Source organism: Mobiluncus mulieris, assembly GCF_014204735.1.
In the GTDB taxonomy this organism is placed as follows: Bacteria; Actinomycetota; Actinomycetes; order Actinomycetales; family Actinomycetaceae; genus Mobiluncus; species Mobiluncus mulieris.
Genome location: NZ_JACHMA010000001.1, coordinates 1,869,233 through 1,886,669, shown reverse-complemented (window position 1 = coordinate 1,886,669; position 17,437 = coordinate 1,869,233). Strand labels below are relative to the sequence as shown.

The 17,437-nt window shown below is 57.1% G+C and carries 13 protein-coding genes and 1 pseudogene; 10 read left to right on the top strand and 4 right to left on the bottom strand.

What is annotated here, in order from left to right:
• Positions 1–3: 3 nt before the first annotated feature.
• Both F4555_RS08380 and F4555_RS08375 read right to left on the bottom strand, forming a co-directional pair.
• Positions 4–276: a hypothetical protein gene (locus tag F4555_RS08380; protein ID WP_248613805.1), complete on the bottom strand. Its 273-nt coding sequence runs from the start codon at positions 274–276 to the stop codon at positions 4–6.
• Between the two features lie 239 nt (positions 277–515).
• A complete protein-coding gene (locus F4555_RS08375) occupies positions 516–2,060 on the bottom strand; it encodes a flagellin N-terminal helical domain-containing protein (RefSeq protein WP_115325811.1) in 1,545 nt (514 codons plus the stop codon).
• A gap of 686 nt (positions 2,061–2,746) precedes the next feature.
• Between F4555_RS08375 and F4555_RS08370 the strand changes: the two genes are divergently transcribed.
• The 3 genes from F4555_RS08370 to typA all read left to right on the top strand — a co-directional run bounded on the left by F4555_RS08370 (position 2,747) and on the right by typA (position 8,207).
• Complete coding sequence (locus F4555_RS08370) at positions 2,747–3,853, top strand: tyrosine-type recombinase/integrase (protein WP_004015319.1); 1,107 nt, start codon at positions 2,747–2,749, stop codon at positions 3,851–3,853.
• Positions 3,854–4,029: 176 nt separating this feature from the next.
• Positions 4,030–5,991 carry an ABC transporter substrate-binding protein gene (locus F4555_RS08365; protein WP_115326112.1) on the top strand — a complete coding sequence of 654 codons (1,962 nt, stop codon included), beginning with the start codon at positions 4,030–4,032 and terminating at the stop codon, positions 5,989–5,991.
• 185 nt (positions 5,992–6,176) lie between these two features.
• Positions 6,177–8,207 carry a translational GTPase TypA gene (gene typA, locus F4555_RS08360; RefSeq protein WP_004015316.1) on the top strand — a complete coding sequence of 677 codons (2,031 nt, stop codon included), beginning with the start codon at positions 6,177–6,179 and terminating at the stop codon, positions 8,205–8,207.
• A gap of 127 nt (positions 8,208–8,334) precedes the next feature.
• Here typA and F4555_RS11630 read toward each other — a convergent pair.
• Positions 8,335–8,412, bottom strand: a pseudogene (locus F4555_RS11630) (hypothetical protein); the annotation flags it as partial.
• Here F4555_RS11630 and F4555_RS08355 point away from each other — a divergent pair.
• The 4 genes from F4555_RS08355 to F4555_RS08340 all read left to right on the top strand — a co-directional run bounded on the left by F4555_RS08355 (position 8,393) and on the right by F4555_RS08340 (position 13,105).
• Entirely contained in the window at positions 8,393–10,261 is a 1,869-nt protein-coding gene (locus F4555_RS08355; RefSeq protein ID WP_438361453.1) for a VanW family protein, read from the top strand. The pseudogene F4555_RS11630 and the gene F4555_RS08355 overlap by 20 nt on opposite strands.
• 32 nt (positions 10,262–10,293) lie before the next feature.
• Positions 10,294–10,614 carry a ferredoxin gene (gene fdxA / locus F4555_RS08350; RefSeq protein WP_004011560.1) on the top strand — a complete coding sequence of 107 codons (321 nt, stop codon included), beginning with the start codon at positions 10,294–10,296 and terminating at the stop codon, positions 10,612–10,614.
• A 179-nt stretch (positions 10,615–10,793) separates the two neighbouring features.
• A complete protein-coding gene (locus F4555_RS08345) occupies positions 10,794–12,095 on the top strand; it encodes a citrate synthase (RefSeq protein ID WP_004011561.1) in 1,302 nt (433 codons plus the stop codon).
• Between the two features lie 35 nt (positions 12,096–12,130).
• Positions 12,131–13,105, top strand: coding sequence for a DapH/DapD/GlmU-related protein (locus F4555_RS08340; protein ID WP_004011562.1), 975 nt, complete (start codon positions 12,131–12,133; stop codon positions 13,103–13,105).
• 17 nt (positions 13,106–13,122) lie between these two features.
• Here the strand turns inward: F4555_RS08340 and F4555_RS08335 are convergent, their stop codons facing one another.
• Positions 13,123–14,616: a DNA repair protein RadA gene (locus F4555_RS08335; protein ID WP_115325813.1), complete on the bottom strand. Its 1,494-nt coding sequence runs from the start codon at positions 14,614–14,616 to the stop codon at positions 13,123–13,125.
• Positions 14,617–15,105: 489 nt separating this feature from the next.
• Between F4555_RS08335 and F4555_RS08330 the strand changes: the two genes are divergently transcribed.
• The 3 genes from F4555_RS08330 to F4555_RS08320 all read left to right on the top strand — a co-directional run bounded on the left by F4555_RS08330 (position 15,106) and on the right by F4555_RS08320 (position 17,393).
• Entirely contained in the window at positions 15,106–16,020 is a 915-nt protein-coding gene (locus F4555_RS08330) for a 1,4-dihydroxy-2-naphthoate polyprenyltransferase (protein ID WP_103758665.1), read from the top strand.
• A 149-nt stretch (positions 16,021–16,169) separates the two neighbouring features.
• Entirely contained in the window at positions 16,170–16,931 is a 762-nt protein-coding gene (locus F4555_RS08325; RefSeq protein WP_004011566.1) for a hypothetical protein, read from the top strand.
• A 66-nt stretch (positions 16,932–16,997) separates the two neighbouring features.
• Entirely contained in the window at positions 16,998–17,393 is a 396-nt protein-coding gene (locus tag F4555_RS08320) for a type II toxin-antitoxin system VapC family toxin (RefSeq protein WP_255312858.1), read from the top strand.
• The last annotated feature ends 44 nt before the right edge of the window (positions 17,394–17,437 follow it).

Below are 17,437 nucleotides of genomic sequence, written 5' to 3'. Positions count from 1 at the left end.
TAATCACTTTCTCTTCCTTGCATCAATACCAAGTTCCCTCAAAAATGTTTTAGTTGGTGGGGTCATCGCATGGAAAACATACCAGTCGCCAAATCCGCTTTCCGAGGCCACCATCTGCACCATTCTTCCATCCGGTAGAGAGCCCAAGCCAATCCATCGGGGCGGCATCGAACCATCGAACCGTAACTTCGTGGCGACCAGATGATTCCAAGCATATTCAATCTCTGCCTCATCTAGTCCATGCTTCAAAGCATGAGCCTCCACAAAAACCGCCACATCAAAATTATATAGCGCCAACGACGCGCGAAAGGCTTCCCTGGATTCAAGTTCGCAGTGCGGCAGTGGGGGCGGGTTCACGAGGTGCTAGCCGGGGTGGCGGGCTTGACCATTGCCGTGGCTGTTGGGGGTCCAGTCCCGGGATGCTAAAACGCGGGGAATCCCCCGCGCGTGCGGGGGATTCCTTACGTATTCGATTATGTCCTGGTTGGAAACCAGGAAACGTTACACGTTCGAGACTAGCGCAGCAAGGAGAGGACGCCCTGGGGAACCTGGTTGGCCTGAGCCAACATCGAGGTACCGGCCTGGGACAGAATCTGGTTCCTGGTGAACTGCATCATCTCTTGAGCCATATCCGTGTCACGAATACGAGACTCAGACGCAGCCAGATTCTCCACCGCCACATTCAAGTTCGTAATCGTGTGCTCGAACCGGTTCTGAATAGCACCCAGATTAGAACGAGCCGTAGACACAGAGTTAATCTTGTCATCCAGAATGTTGATTAGCTTCTGAGCCTGATCATGGCTTTCGACATCCAGATCATCAATAGTTTCTTTCTTCCAGTTGCTATCAACCGCGTTATCAACCTTCTTGTTGACCGTCAATTTTACATTCGTGTCGCCAGTACCGGCGGTCGTGCCGAGCTTGGTGATGCAGTGATCCAAGTCCACATCGATAGCCTTGCCATCCATACGCGTAATCTTAATGGTGCCAGCCGCATCATCAACCTTGAACTTGAGACCATTACCAGTAGGCTTACCAATCTTAGTATCGATAAGCGTACCCTTAGCATCGACGTTGTCGACCTTAATCTTGTTCGCATCGGTATAATCGGTGGTGAGTTTCACGGCAACCTGAGGAGCATTCTCCTTCAAGGCCTCAACCTTAATCTTCTTACCATCCGTGCTAATCCGGTATTCTTTCGTAAGGCCTTTTTTCTCAAGCTCTGCCTGCAAACCATCAACAACACTAGTAACCGTGGCACCCTTTTCGCCGTTAGTATCAGTGTATTTGACAGTGTTATCGCCAATCTGCAGAGTAAACGTCTTACCTGCCAGAGCAGCAGTGGCTTCAAACGTTACATCCTTGGATTCAAACGCGTTCTTCTCGTCACCAGTAGTAACAACAATATCAGCCCCAGCATTCTTTACAGCCGCCGCCAGCTTATCCGAAAGCTTATCATCCTTACCGAGAGCAACCTCAAAAGTCTTACCCTCAATATTGAAAGCATACTTGTTGACATCTGCACCAGTGCCTTTTGCAAGCGCGTCGCTGGTAGCCTCCAAAACGTTGCTGACATAGCCCTCGCCACCAAACCGGGAAACCTTGGTGACATCAGCAGCCTTGAAGTCAACCACGATACGGTTATCCACGTTACCGTTAGCACCAACCTGGAACTTCATAGCATTGGAACCAGAAGCACTACCATCCAACAGTTTAGTACCATTGAAGTTAGTAACCTTACCAATACGCTCCAACTCGTCACGAAGCTGAGTCAACTCAGCCTTGATGTTATTACGAGACTTCGAATCATTCGAATCGTTAGCACCCTGGACGGCGAGTGCGCGCATACGCTGCAAAATACTGTGGACTTCGTTTAGGGCGCCTTCAGCGGTCTGGATAACCGAGATACCATCCTGGGCGTTACGCACAGCCTGACGGTTACCACCAACCTGGGAACGCAAACCCTCAGAAATAGCCAAACCAGCCGCGTCATCAGCCGCCCGGTTAATCCGGAAACCCGAGGAAAGCTTCTCCAGGGATTTCGCCAATCCCACTAACACCTAGGTAGAAACCCAAATGCTACGCAAAAAAGTGCAATTCTGGCGCAAAATTTACCACATTTCAAACGTATTAATCGCTAGTGGAATTCAACTTTCATAATAACGTATCATTTGGAGCCTTTTGAATGTAGCGCGTAACTTATGCCAATCCTAGAAATCTAATTCGTGTTTTCGGCACACTAATACTCAAGGTATGGAGGGAAATTTAGACTATTACCGGTGCATCAATTACGACAGTACCGAAGTTTGGCGGCATTTTCTGCCCTGATGGCAAGAATTAATGTCTTGAGGTTATTAAATCGGGCAAAACGTCCCAATCAAGAGTTAAATAGGCTACAATGTCCAGTTTTTCTGGTAGCGTGGTGAATCTGCTTTTTGGTGTCCCGAATTCATCTGGTTTTGCCGCCAACCCCAACCAGGCACAAAACTTGTGAGACTAATGGGGGGTGTAGCCTGGCCTGAGGCTGAGGGGGGCGCATGGACTGGCTTGAGGTTGGGGAGGGTGGCGCATGGCCTGGCCTAGTTTTAGGAAAATCGCCGCAAACTCCGGCCTAAAATCATAAAATCAGAAAAATAGTCTTGAACCCCGCCCCAAAACCAAGAAAACCAAGAAAACCAAGAAAACCCCAGTCTAAGGCTAAGAAAACCGCCCAGACCCCAACAAGGACGATGTTACAATATCTGGCGTGCAGGGAATAACAGAAATCAGGCATAAAGACGGTCGTGTCGTCTACCGGGTTCGATTCCGAGACGGCAAAACCAACGCCAGTGAAACTTTTCGTAACATAGAAACTGCTACCTATTTCCGGGATTTAGTGAAGCAATTCGGCGGCACCGCCGCCCGCAACATCCTAGATTCACGGGAAAACCCTGACGATACGGATACCCTCACTCTCGGCGGTATCCACCAATCCTATTTGGAGCATGCGGCCTCGTATGCGACCCCTGGCACCATCGCCCGCTACCGAAACATGGCTGCCAGCTACATTTTCCCCAAAATCCCGCCGCAAACCCCCATTCGTGCCCTCACCCGGGAAAGTATAGAAAACTATGTCACCTGGCTTCGAGCCAAGCCCAGCCGATACGGAACCTCGCTGAAACCTCGAACAATAAAGAGGATTGTGGCTTTCCTCTCTACCCTGTTTAACTACCAGATAGAAATCGGGAATCTGGAAAGTAACCCCGCGCGCGGCATCCGCATCCCCAACGACGCGATCCCCACCCAGCCGGTGTTCCTCACGCCGCAACAAGTCGAAAAAATCGCCGATAATTGTGGCTATTACGGGGTTCTGGTTCGGTTCCTATACGCCACCGGTTTGCGATTCGGGGAAGCCACCGCTTTGACCCCCGCCGATGTGAATGTGAAAACCCGCACTATTACCGTCTCTAAAGCCTGGAAACAAGGGGAGAAAAGCAGTGACTTTTACCTTGGCGCCCCGAAAACAGACACTTCCACGCGAACAGTTTTGGTTTCTAAATCTGTTATTGCCTTGTTGAAACCGCTGTTGGTCGAGGACGCGCCGTTCCTGTTTCACCCTAAAACTCGTCCTGATCGTCCCTTGCGTAACAAGACTTTTCGTAACTGTGCCTGGAAACAAGCCGTCGAGAACATGGATCCCCGGCCGCGAATCCACGATTTGCGCCACTCGCATGTTTCCCGGCTTATCCAGGCTGGCATCCCCCTGCCGGTAATCCAGAAGCGGGTCGGCCATAAGGATATCCAAACCACGATAAATGTTTATGGCCATATCACGCCGAAAGATGCCCGCGCCGCTGCGGATGTTTTCGGGTGACGTGGTGCGGGGTCGCGCGGGTGGCCGGTGGGATGGACGCCGGGTTCATGAGGTGCCAGCCGGGATGCTGGGCGAATCGCCAAGAGTGAGCCATCCCGGGTGTGAACCCGGGATGGCTCCGGACACAATCCGTGGTTGATAGAATCAACCACGTGTGGCGCAAATCCAAACAAGTAATGGTTAAAACCTTGGTCTTAGGGATGCTGGGAGTGCTTGGCCTTGCCGGATGCGCGATGGCACCTCATGAACCCGGCACTAACGCCACCAATGCCACTAACGCCACTAACGGCGCCAACAGTGACCTTCCCGGCAGTCACCCGGGCGCGAACCTGCCCGGGCTGCCGCCGGGCGCCAAGCCGCTGACGAACTACGTGACCGTCGCCGCCACCGAACCGAACACCCGGTTGCTGCCCTCGACCGCCGTGGACAAGGCGACCTCGAAAATCACGCGTCTGATATTTTCCGGCCTGGCCTTCCTCGACGAACGCGGCCAGGTCAAAAATGATATCGCCACCGCGATAATCCCGAATGAAACCTGTACTATCTATGATATTGAAATCCGTCCCGACCTGTATTTTTCTGATGGGACGCTGGTGAAGGCCGGGAACTTCGCGCGCACTTGGTCCGATATTGTGCGCAACGCCGACACCCGCCGCGAAGCGACGTTGCTGAAGGCTGTGCGGGGTTATGCGGATACTGCGCGGGGTCATGAGGTGCCATCCGGGACGATGGCGAATCCCGGGGCGGCGACTAATCCCGAGGGGGGGAGCGTCCCGGCCTTAACTCCGGAGCTGGAGGGGATAGAGGTGATGAGCGACACGCATTTTAAGGTTCACTTAGAGCGGTCGACCTGTGATTTTATCAGCCGGGTCGCCACCCCCGTGTTCGCGCCGCTGCCGTATGCGGCCTTTGACCAAAATGGCAAAATTTCGGCAAGTTTCACCGAGAACCCTTATGGTTACGGGCCGTATATGCTGTCGCGGGAAGGCGCGTGGGAACGCGGGGTACAGCTGAACCTGGTGCCAAACGAGCGGTATTTGGGGCCGCGTTTGGCGAAAAACGAGGGGATTTCTTTTAAATTTTATCGCGACCGTGACGCTTCGTACCGGGATTTACAGACCGACGAGCTGGATGTGGATGATGCGCTGCCGGTGGCGGCGTTGAAAACCTATCGTGACCAGTTGGGGGCGCGAACCAAAGAGCATGTCTCGTCGGTAACCAGTTTCCTGGTGTTGCCGCGCGTCGCGCGGTTTTCGCCCACTACCGACGAGGGACGGTGGCGTCGTCAGGCAATTTCACTGAGTCTGAACCGAGCAGAAATAGCGCGGAAGTATTTTTCTTTGATGGTGATTCCCGCCACTGACTTTGTGTCCCCGGTGGTTTTGGGATACGACAAAACCCGTTCGGATAACGAGGCGCTGCGTTTTGACTTGGCGCGGGCGAAAGCCGCCTGGGCGCAGGCCAATGCCCTGTCGCCGTGGGAAGGGGAACTGATTTTGGCGCGGGTGGACAACGAATCTAGCGAATGGGTGGAGCGGGCGGCCAGCCAGATTCGTACGGCACTGGGGGTGAGCGTCCGAGTGGTGAGTTTCCCCGACCGCGCCGCTTTACGCAAGGCCGCGACAGAGGGGATTAGCCCCGGGTTCGGCCAGCCGAGCCAGCCAAGTCAGCCGGTTCAGCCGGGTAAATCCGGCGGGAAGAACCCCGGTAGCGCTGCGGGCTCTGGGCAAGACAAAACGAATCAAGGCGGCCAGCCGGGTCAACCGGGGCAGCCGGGTTCTTTGAACACGCCGCCGGGCGCGCTGCTCACCCCGTATCTGGTTTACGCGGATTCCTGGGAGCCAAAATATCCGGGTATGAACGCGTATCTGTGGCCGCTGTTTTCCGCCGCTGGAATCGGTAATGATTCGGGGTATCACAATCCCGGGTTCGAGGATATGCTGGGCAAGGCTCGCGCTGCAGTTTCCGAATACCAGGCTTCGCATATTTACCACGATGCCGAGACTATCTTGTTGCGTGATTTGCCGGTAATTCCGCTGTGGTTCGAGAAAACCGCCGTCGGATGGTCGACGAAGGTCGCGGGGCTTCACCTTGACTGGCAAGGAATTCCGCAATACTGGCGTATCACTAAAGATTAGTTCGCCCCAGTTGCTTGATGGGTCGCGCGGGCGCTGTGGCGCTTGACGCTCGGGGATGAAACCGCGTAGCTGTCGAGGCGCTAGCGCCACAGCACCCCTAGCGCCTCATGAACCACAACAACGCAAATGCGCTAAAATACTGAAGGTTAAAAACAACGATTCAAGGGAAACAGTAAAGAACGCTTATGGCACAGACCGCACAAACCCCACAAACTAAACAGAGAGAAGACCTTCGTAACGTCGCCATTGTCGCACATGTGGATCACGGCAAAACCACGCTGGTGGACGCGATGTTGCGCCAGGCTAAGGCCGAGGGGCTGCGCGCTGACACCCCGGAGCGGGTTATGGACTCGGGGGATTTGGAGCGCGAAAAAGGCATCACTATCCTGGCGAAGAACACGGCCGTGAAATATTTCGGGCCGGCTGCCCAAGCCCACGGTCTGAAGGACGGGGTAACCATCAACGTCATCGACACGCCTGGTCACGCCGATTTTGGCGGCGAGGTTGAACGCGGCCTGTCCATGGTTGACGGGGTGGTGCTGTTGGTGGACGCCTCGGAAGGCCCCTTGCCCCAGACCCGCTTCGTGTTGCGTAAAGCGCTGGCGGCGGCGCTGCCGGTTGTTTTGGTCGTCAACAAGGTTGACCGCCCGGATGCCCGGATTCATGAGGTGATATCCGAAACCACTGACCTTTTGCTGACTTTGGCGTCTGATTTGGAAGCCAGCGAGGAAGTGCTGATGGATGGCCAGCCGGAGGCAGCGGGGGCGGGTGAATCCCCGATGGCACCTCGTGAAGCCGAAAGCAACGCGAGCATCGGAACTAACGCGACCACCGGGCGACCCAAACTGGATGTCGACCAGCTGCTGGACTTGCCGATTATCTATGCTTCGGCGAAGGCGGGGTGCGCATCCTTGAAGAACCCGGGGGACGGGAATGTGCCAGACGGCGACCTGGAATGCCTGTTCGAGGCGATTTTAAAGCACATTCCCGGTCCTACCTATATCCCCGGTGCCCCGTTACAGGCGCATGTGACGAACCTGGATGCCTCGCCTTTCTTGGGGCGTCTGGCGTTGCTGCGGATTCACAACGGGAGTTTGCGCCAAGGCCAAACGGTGGGCTGGGCGCGGTCGGACGGAATGGTAGAGGCCGTGAAGATTACGCAACTTTTGGCGACTCATGGACTCGACCGGGTGCCGACTGAATCCGCCTCGGCCGGCGACATTGTGGCGGTGGCCGGGATTGACGATATTACGATTGGTGAATCCCTGGTGGATTTGGACGACCCGCATCCGTTGCCGCTGATTACGGTGGACGAGCCGGCGATTGCGATGACGATTGGGATTAATACTTCGCCTTTTGCGGGGCAGGTCAAGGGGGCTAAGGTTACCGCCCGCCAGGTTAAAGATCGTTTGATGCGCGAGTTGGTTGGCAATGTGTCGCTGCGCGTTAAAGACATCGGTCGGCCTGATGCCTGGGAAGTACAAGGGCGCGGCGAGTTGGCGCTGGCGATTCTGGTGGAACAGATGCGCCGCGAAGGCTACGAACTGACCGCTGGGAAACCCCAGGTGGTGACAAAGACGGTCGACGGGAAACTGCTGGAGCCGATGGAGGCTTTGACAGTGGACGTACCCGAGGAATATCTAGGGACGGTGACACAGTTGCTGGCGGCGCGCAAGGGACAGCTGAAAACCGTGACGAATCACGGTTCCGGGTGGGTGCGCCTGGAGTTTTCTGTACCGGCACGCGGGCTGATTGGGTTCCGGTCGCGTTTCTTGACCGAGACACGCGGGACGGGAATTTCGGCATCGGTGGCGGCGGGATTCGCACCGTGGCAGGGGGATATCGAGTCGCGTGCTACTGGGTCGCTGGTTGCCGACCGGGCTGGTAAGGCGAGTCCCTATGCGATGATTAAGTTACAGGAGCGCGGGGCATTTATTGTCCAGCCAGCTTCCCCCGTTTACGAGGGTCAGGTCGTGGGCGAGAACCCGCGTGGCGAGGACATGATTGTCAATATTACCAAGGAAAAACAGCAGACTAATATGCGTTCTTCTACCGCCGAGGCTTTCGAAGGCTTGACTCCGCCCAGGGTTTTGACCCTGGAGGAGAGCCTGGAGTTTGCGTCCAATGACGAGTGCGTCGAGGTCACACCGGAGGCAATTCGTATCCGCAAGGTTATCCTGAATGCCGAGGCCCGGTATAAGAGTAAACGCCAGTGACCCCGGTTTTTGCGGTCATGGACACATAAGCCCCTTATTGAGAATACTTGATAACGAGATAAGTCTGTGACCTGGGGGTTTGTCTGGGGTGATATCGTAGCAAAGCGCTTATGTGTCCATGATAAAATCAGGGGTTAAAGGAGGGTTCAATGACCAAAGCGCCCCGGAAACCGACACTCCGGAAACTGGAGCCCGGGAAGTCGGCACCCCGGAAACCGGAGCCCCGGAAATCGGCACCCCGAAAACCGATACCCCGTGACACGAACGCCACCGAAGTCTTCGCCGGTTTTGCCCAGGACAAGAAACGCACCGGTCGGTTCCCCGCTACCTTGGGGCTGATAATCGGACTGGTCGTTTTAGTCTATGTCGGGACGGGTATCGCCCTGTCCGGTGCGGTTCCAAAGGGAGCCAGTTTTGCGGGAGTCGCAGTGGGGGGAATGTCCACTGACCAGGCCATAAAGAAATTGGAAACGGAACTGGGACCCAAGCTCAAAGCGCCACTGAAGGTAAAACTGGGCGAAAAAACCGCGCCGCTTGACCCGGTGGCGGCGGGACTCACCCCGGATTTCGCTGCTTCGATAAACCAGCTGACGCGTTTTACCTTGAACCCGCTGACAATCATGTCTCGTTTGACCGGGGTAGGGGAACAAACCTTGAAAACGCAGGTCGACCAGCGGTTACTCGACCAGGCCGTCGCTAAGGTGGCGCCGCTGCTGCGGATGGCACCTCGTGAAGCCACCTTCCAGTGCGTCGACGCGAAACTGCACCCCGTGAAACCCCAGCCGGGATACGACTTGAACCTGGCTGCAGCCAGCGCCAGCATCGCGGCCAAGTGGTGGCGCGGCGAGCCACTGAGCCTGTCGGGCACCACCATCGCCCCGAAAAGTACCATCGCGCAACTCGACCAGGCCGCCGCTGGCCCCGCGAAAACCCTGATGAGTAGACCCGTTAAAGCCAACGTTGGCGGTAAAACCCTCGAGATACCCACCGGGGAACTGTGCCGGGTCGCCTCGTGGAAACTGGGGGGCAAAAAACTCGCGGTCACCTTGGACGGCGCAAAGTTGCGTGACTATGTCATGAGTCGCGTGTCCGGGTTGGAAACCAATCCCGTCGATGCCCGCTTTGAATTTGTCAACGGCGCGCCCCAGGTTGTTCCCAGCATCAACGGCACGAAACTGGAGGCGGCCGAAGTCGCGTCCAAAATCCAAGCCGGCGCGATCTCGCCGGAAAACCGCGAGGTCAGCGTGGATTTACAGCCAATAGCCCCGAAGTTCACTACCGAGGATGCCACCCAGGCCGGTATCAAAGAAGTCATTGGTGAATTCGACACCCCGGTCACCGCCGTGGCCAAGCGAACCGGGAATCTGCGGCAAGGGGCGGCGAAAATCACGGGAGTGATGGTGCGCCCGGGTGAAGAATTCTCGCTGGAAAAGGTGCTCGGCCCCATAACCGCCGAAAACGGCTGGTCAGACTCGGGGGTTATTAACAACGGGGTGCACACCACGGCGGTGGGCGGAGGATTGTCACAATTGTGCGCCACCACGCTGAATGCGGCGTGGTTCGCGGGTATGGATTTAATTGAATTTCACCCACACTCCGTGTGGTTTTCCCGTTACCCGGCAGGACGCGAATGCACCTTGTGGGAGGGCTCGCTGGATTTGCGATGGCGCAACCCCAATCCGAAGCCGGTGCTGTTGCGCGGCTGGGTGGGAGCCGAGCGGCTGCATGTGCAGATGTGGGGTACCAAGTATTTTGAGGTGAAATCCACCCAGAGCGAACGCAGCGGGGTGCGTGCCCCCGGCAAGAAAGTCAACACTTGGTCGGGGTGCGTGCCCAGTAGCTCGGGGCAATCCGGTTTCACGATTTCCAATACGCGGGTGCGTCTGTTGGATGGCAAGGAGTATGATTCCAAGACTTATACGCATACCTATCAGCCCGACGACCAGATTGTGTGCGCGAAGGATGACAAGGACGGTAAGGACGCGAAAGCCAAGTCCACGTCGCGCGGTGCCCCCGGCGCAAAGCCTTCGACCAATCCGAAAGCCGTGGATTAAACCCTTAGCCTATTGTGACATAGACTTATCGTATGACCTATGTGATTGCCCAACCCTGTGTGGACGTGAAAGACCGGGCGTGTGTGGACGAATGCCCGGTTGACTGCATTTATGAAGGCGCACGAACCTTGTATATCAATCCGCTGGAGTGCGTGGATTGCGGGGCGTGCGAAGCGGTCTGTCCCACGGAAGCAATTTTCTATGAAGACGACCTGCCCGCAGAATGGGAAGATTATCTGCGTGCCAATCGGGATTTTTTCGACGACATTGGCACTCCTGGCGGGGCGAGCTCCTACGGTCCGGTTGACAAGGACGACCCGATGATTGCTGCGCTGCCTCCGATGAATCAATAACGCTGGGCATCCGGGCTGGCACCTCATGAATCGGTGTAAACGCAACCCTGCCCCCAACCCTAAGCTCGATGCAAAATCCAGGTAAAGGGACAACCCCGTTTCGACTTGCTAAACTTATAGAACCTAAAATATTATATATTGTAACAATCTATACATTGTAACACCCAAAGGAGGTTCTGATGGGCGACGAATCCGCCGACGAATACTATATCCAAGCCGGCTCCACCAGGCTCGACACCCCGTTGCATCCCGCCACGCTGGGCTGCAACGGCCTGGAAATCAATAAACTTTTAGCCACCACTGGCGATGTCGCCCTGGACTACGGCTTCGGCAACACGGCCAATTGTGAATCCAGCATCACCTACATTGACGGCGCGAACGGGATTCTGCGCTACCGAGGCTATCCCATCGAGGAACTCGCCCGCGAATCAAGCTTCGTAGAGGTCGCCTATCTGTTGATTTACGGGGAATTGCCCGACCGGGCGACCCTAGACCTTTTCACCCACCGGGTTAAACACAACCGACTTTTGCCCGAGGATTTCCTAGCCTTTTTCGGAGCCTTCCCCTCGAAAGGGCACCCCATGTCCGTGCTACAAGCCGGGGTGGCGGGCTTGGCAACGTATTACGAAGACACCCTCAATCCCCTTGATCCCGAACAACTCGAGGCCGCGACCTTCCAACTGTTGGGGAAAGTACCCACCATGGTGGCGATGATCGCGAAACGCGCCGAAGGCCTGCCCACGCTTTACCCCGATTCTTCGCGGGAATTGACCGAAGATTTCATCCGCATGACCTTCGGGTTGCCCTACCAGTCCTACGACATTGACCCGGTGTTGATTCACGCGCTGGACACCCTGTTTATCCTGCACGCCGACCATGAACAAAACTGTTCGACTTCCACCGCGCGTTTCGTGGGGTCGTCGCGCGCGAATCTCTATGCCTCGGTGGCCTCGGCTATCGGTGCGCTGTCCGGGCCGTTGCACGGGGGCGCGAACGAGGCCGTGTTGCGCATGTTGATGCAGATGGAGGACACCGACATGACGGTGGCCGAGTTTGTGGAAAAAGTCAAGACCAAGGCAGAGGGCGTGAAACTGATGGGCTTCGGGCATCGTGTCTATAAGTCCTATGATCCGCGCGCGGCCATAGTCAAGGAATCCGCTCATGATGTCCTGTCGCGCCTGGGTAAAGCCGATCGGCTGCTTGATCTGGCCCTCGAGCTAGAGGAGGTTGCCCTGAGTGACGACTACTTTGTGTCCCGGCATCTCTATCCAAACGTGGATTTCTATACCGGCCTGATATACCGCGCGATGGGCTTCCGCATGAAGATGTTCACGCCCCTGTTCGCGATTGGGCGGTTGCCGGGTTGGATTGCGCAATACCGCGAGATGATTACCGACCCGTCGACGCGAATTACCCGACCGCGCCAGGTTTATGTGGGTGCGGCGGAACGTCACTATCGCCAGGAATCGGCGGGTTCATGAGGTGCTAGTTTGAGAGGGAAGAGGAGGGTTAAATAATGCCTGATGAAATCATAAAGAAAGCCTGGGGAGTGGGCGTCACCGCCGAGACTTACGGCGGGAAAATGCTGGACACGTGGTTTCCTTATGTCCACAAAGGGTCTTTGAATGATGCCCAGGCGCGGGAATACGCGGCTCGTCTGGCTAGTTTGGAGCGTCGCGATGATGCCCGCGAAATCAATAACCGGGTTGTGATTGTGGAATCCGACCTAGAGAGTGACGTGACGAATCCGCGCGACGGGTTTTTACGACTGCATGTTTTGTCGAAGCGTTTAGCGAAACCGAATACGGTGTGCCTCGAGGGCTTATCTCACCAGTTGAACCTGGTGATGTGGACGAATCACGGGGCGTGTGACCCGGTAGGTTTCGAGGAAACCCGGCTGCGGTTGAAAGCGAAGTTCGGGGTGGGGGTGTCGGTGCAGTCCCTGGATCGGATTCCCCCAATGACCAGTTATGTTTCCTCTAGTGACGTGCGTATCACCAGTTCCCCGAATGTGCGTTTAGGGGCGTATTTGGCTCCCGGTACCGAGATTGGTTACACCGGTTTCGTGAACTATAACGCGGGAACCTTGGGGGCGGCACATATCGAGGGGCGCTTGTCCCAGGGGGTGACCGTAGACGAGGGCACCACCTTGGCGGGGGGTGCTTCCACGGCGGGAACCATGGCGATTGGGGTGCACCAGCGCGTGTCTCTGGGGCGGAATTGTCACCTGGGAGCGAACTCTGGGTTGGCGATTCCCCTGGGGGATGAATGTGTGATTGAACCGGGGTTGTATTTGAATGCCGACACGAAGGTTTATGTGATGCCTTCCGGTGGGGTGATTCCGGGGGAAACCGGGTTCTTTATGGAACCGAAAACCCTGTTGGCCTCGGATTTGTCTGGCGTATCCAATGCTTTGTTCCGTCGCAATTCCCAGACCGGACGGGTGGAGTGCGTCGGGCGGGACGGGTTGCAAATGGAATTTGCTGACTAGCCGCGTTCCTGGGTTGGTTAAGCGTCGGGGGAGGGGTGCAGGGCGAGGGCGAGGGCTTCGCGCAGGTTTTTCGCGGTTCTCAGGCTAAGCCCGTGCGGGGCGGAAAGTTTTTCCGCCCCGGCGGCGGGGACGACCGCCGTGGTGAAACCTAGGCGGGCGGCCTCCGCGAGGCGCCGCGACAGCGCGGTACAGCTGCGGATTTCGCCGGTCAGGGACACTTCCCCCAAAGCCACTAAGCGATGGTCAATTACCTGACCAGTGACCGCGCTGGCCGCCGCCAGCGCCACCGCCAAATCTACCGCCGGTTCCACCGCGCGTGCCCCGCCCACCGTGGACACATAGGCATCGAGTGTCCCCAAGGGCAGTTTCATCCGGGCTTGCAACACGGCTAGCATCATGGAAACCCGCGAATAATCCAGTCCGGACACGGTGCGCCGGGGACTGCCGGCGGCCATCGGGGTGGCCAGCGCCTCAATCTCTATCGGCAACGCCCGCCGACCTTCCAGGCTCATGGTCACGCACGATCCCGGCACCGGTTCGGCGGTTTGGGATAAAAACAGCCCGCTGGGGTCGGTAATACCCTCGATACCGGATTCCGCCATCTGGAAAAATCCCACCGCGTCGGTCGGTCCATAGCGATTCTTTACCGCCCGCAGCAGGCGCAACTCCCCGGTGCGCTCGCCCTCGAACTGTAACACCACATCCACCAGGTGTTCCAGGGTTCGCGGACCGGCCACCGCACCATCCTTGGTGACATGCCCCACCAAAAGCAAGCCCATATTGCGGGATTTTGCGGCTGCGGTCAGTTTCGCGGTGACCTCGCGTACTTGCGCCGGGCCGCCAATCGAGGTATCCAGCAGCGGGTCGGTCAGGGTTTGAATCGAGTCAATAATCGTCAATGCCGGCGCGGCGGCCTCTATCTGGCTCAAGGCCTGATCCACCGAAGTTTCCGCCGCCAAAAGCAGCTCATCGGCCAGCGCGCCGATGCGCCTGGCCCGCGAATACACCTGTTGCGCGGTTTCCTCGCCCGTCAAATACAGTACCCGCCGGCCTTCGCTAGAATCTTTGCTGTCACCCCGCCGTCCGCTCAGGCTCACCACCTGCGCCGTTTCGCCGGTAGCCTTATTCAACTCGCCAGACTCGTCGCCACGGGCTACAGCCGCCGCGACCTCTAGCAGCAACGTCGACTTGCCGATGCCCGGTTCCCCGGCCAAGAGGATTACCGCCCCGGGAACTACACCGCCTGCCAAAACCCGGTCGAATTCCGCCACCCCGGAGGGAATCCGCGCGGTGGCTTGCGTCTCGAATGTCGCGATAGCCTGAGCCGGGGAAGCCGGCTTGCCCAGGCTCGCCCGCCCGGCGGGCTGGCCCCTCATGAACCCGGAACCCGAAGCACCCACCACCGATTCCTCCAGGGTGCCCCACTCGCCGCACGCGCGGCACTGCCCAGCCCACTTCGGCCACTGTTCGCCGCAAGACCCACACACATACACGGTTTTTGTCTTTGTCATGCCTCTATCTTCCCACGCTCCCTAGCCCCAAAAATCCGCTAACTCGCACCGGGACTTTTCCCCGGCAAAACGCCAAAATCCCCGAATAGCGCCTCATGAACCCGACCTCACCAAGAAGTCTGATACAATTATCGCGGTTGACCGCAAATTGACGGAATCCGTTTCGCCGCAAAGGGGAGGCTACGACTTCATGAGCAAAGGCCTGATTGCTTTTTACGCCACTGTTGCGGGTTTCGCGGTTTATGAACTATTCACAAGTCGCTCCTTTTTCCTACTTTTCCTTGGGATTTATATCTATTCCCTGAAACGGGACATGGGGAAGCGCGAAGGGAAGAACAGTCGCTATCGTGGATTCTTCGGGACAGGCAGGGGCGATAGAATCGACTAGCGGAGCGAGCTAAGATAAGGGACAGCCTGGCACTCGCGCCCACTTTCGTTGCGTGAAGTACCGACTCGCTAGCCCGCTACCCGCCCGAAGAAAGGAACCCGATGGCCACCATCAGCGCCTGGATAGAAGGCGCGCGGCTGCGTACCCTGCCGGCCTCCGCCGCACCGGTACTATTGGGAACTGGGATAGCCTTCGGCCTGGGACGCGGCAATGCCTGGCTGGCGGTGGGGTGCCTGGTGGTGGCCTTGGCCATCCAAATCGGCGTGAATTTCGCCAATGATTATTCTGATGGGATACGCGGCACCGATGAACACCGGCTGGGGCCACCGCGCCTGGTGGGTGGCGGGGAAAACCCGCGTCGGGTTTTGGCGGCGGCGCTGGGGTTCTTCGCGCTGGCGGCCGGGGTCGGGCTCGCGGTGGTTATCGCCAGCGCTTCTTGGTGGCTGGTAGCGTGCGGGGCGGCGGCGCTGGTCGCGGCCTGGTTCTATACCGGGGGCAAGCACCCCTACGGTTATGCGGGGTGGGGCGTAAGCGAGCTGATGGTTTTCGTATTCTTCGGGCTGTTGGCGACGCTGGGAACCCTGTGGGTGCAAGCCAAAACCCTGCCGTGGCAGGCTTGGCTGCTGGCAGCGGCGTTGGGGTTGCTGTCGTGTGCGCTGTTGATGGTCAATAATCTGCGCGATATTCCCACCGATGCCCAGTCGGGGAAGCGTACCTTGGCGGTGCGACTGGGGAATCGCGGGGCGCGCTGGGCTTATGTCGGGCTGGTGGTCGCGGCGCTGGTTTTGGCCGCCGTAGTGGTGTTTATTCCCTGGCCGGCAGTCTTTTCCAGCGGGGTGCGCCAGTGGTTGCCGGGTTTCGCGGTTTTGCTGGTGATTTGGGGTGGAGCGGCTGCAACGATGCGCCCGGTGCGGCGCGGGGCGACGGGGCGCGACCTGGTTGTGGCGTTGCGCAACACGGGTTTCCTGACCCTCGCCTTCGGTGCCTTGCTCGCGTTGCTCTTTGCCTTGGGCTAGTCGGCTTCATGAGGTGCCATTTGAATTGCCGGCGTAAGTGTGAAGAATAACCCCACACATCACCGATTCAAAGAGAAACCGGCTAGAATTAAGCCTGTACCCATGTCGTTGACACACCCGACGCACACTAAAAATCCACAGGGGCAGAAATGGCAGAAATCAACCTGGTTTTGAATGGTGACCCCGGCGAAATAACCGCCGAGGCTTTTTCTGCGGCGCTGTCACATTTGATTAAGCTGATTCGTTCAGTGGACGGAGGCGCGGACACGGCTCTAACCGTGACTGGATTGGCTATGGGTTCAGTTTCGGCCACCTTAGACACCGAAAAAGCTGTTGCCGACAGGGTAAATCGAGGTATCGCCCAATTGCGAAATACCCCGGAGATTCCCCCTGGGTGGCACCGCAAAACCTTGCGAGAACTGGATTATTTGGGGCGCATCGGAACGGATAAGCATTCCAACGGGGTCACCGGGGTGAGCCTTTCAATCGGGGATGAAACCGCGCATCTTGACACAGAACTTGCCAGAAACATCCAGGAAGCCTCTATCCCAATCACCCAAGCGCTCACCACCATTAGGGGCAGACTCTTTGCATATTCCCACAAAACCAACGAGGATTCGCGCTACGTCATGATTCAACCACAGGGCAGAACCCCGGCCGTGCGGGTCAATGTCCCCGATATTCTGGAGGATACAGCCATTCGCCTGATTGAAAAACAAGTAGAGGTACTTGGTTTGGGGACGCGTGACGATGGGGTGACCTTGAAAACTATTGATGCCCAACGGATTGAGGCCATGTCCGATAGCATCCCGGAACTGTCCATTGATGACATCATTGGCTCTTGGGAAACAGTTCCTGGAGTCGTCCCCGATTCGGTTCACCTGGTTCGGGAAGTGCGTGATGCCTGGTAAAAAGCCCCTTGTTACGTCCTTGACACGTCCCTGTTGATTGCTCTTTTCCTGAAGGAAACCGGTCGGGTGTACCGCTCACGCGAGGTGCTTACCAGTGATGCTGACTTGGTTTTACCCTCGCTGGCAGTGCTAGAGATTCTAACCAACCCGAAGCTGCGAGTGGCGCACAATCCCGCTCAAGCCCCGCGCTTGCAGGCTAGCCAGGTGTTGCGCGAGCAACTGTATAACTTGAATTTACGCATTTTCGAGTTGAGTGAAAGAGTGGTTGATATCGCGAGCGGTATCATCCCTAAGTGCAACATTAAGGCTCCCGACGCGGTTATTGTCGCTACTGGAATTGCTGTCGGGGCAGACAAAGTGTATGCCTGGGATGAGAAGCTAATCTCGGCTTGCCAGTCAATCAGTGACCGCATCGAAGTTTGCGAACCCCCACAGGTTGCTCAACTCCCGCTGTTCGTATAACTTTGGATAATCCGCGTTGGTATCTTTGGGGGGGCTGCTCGCGT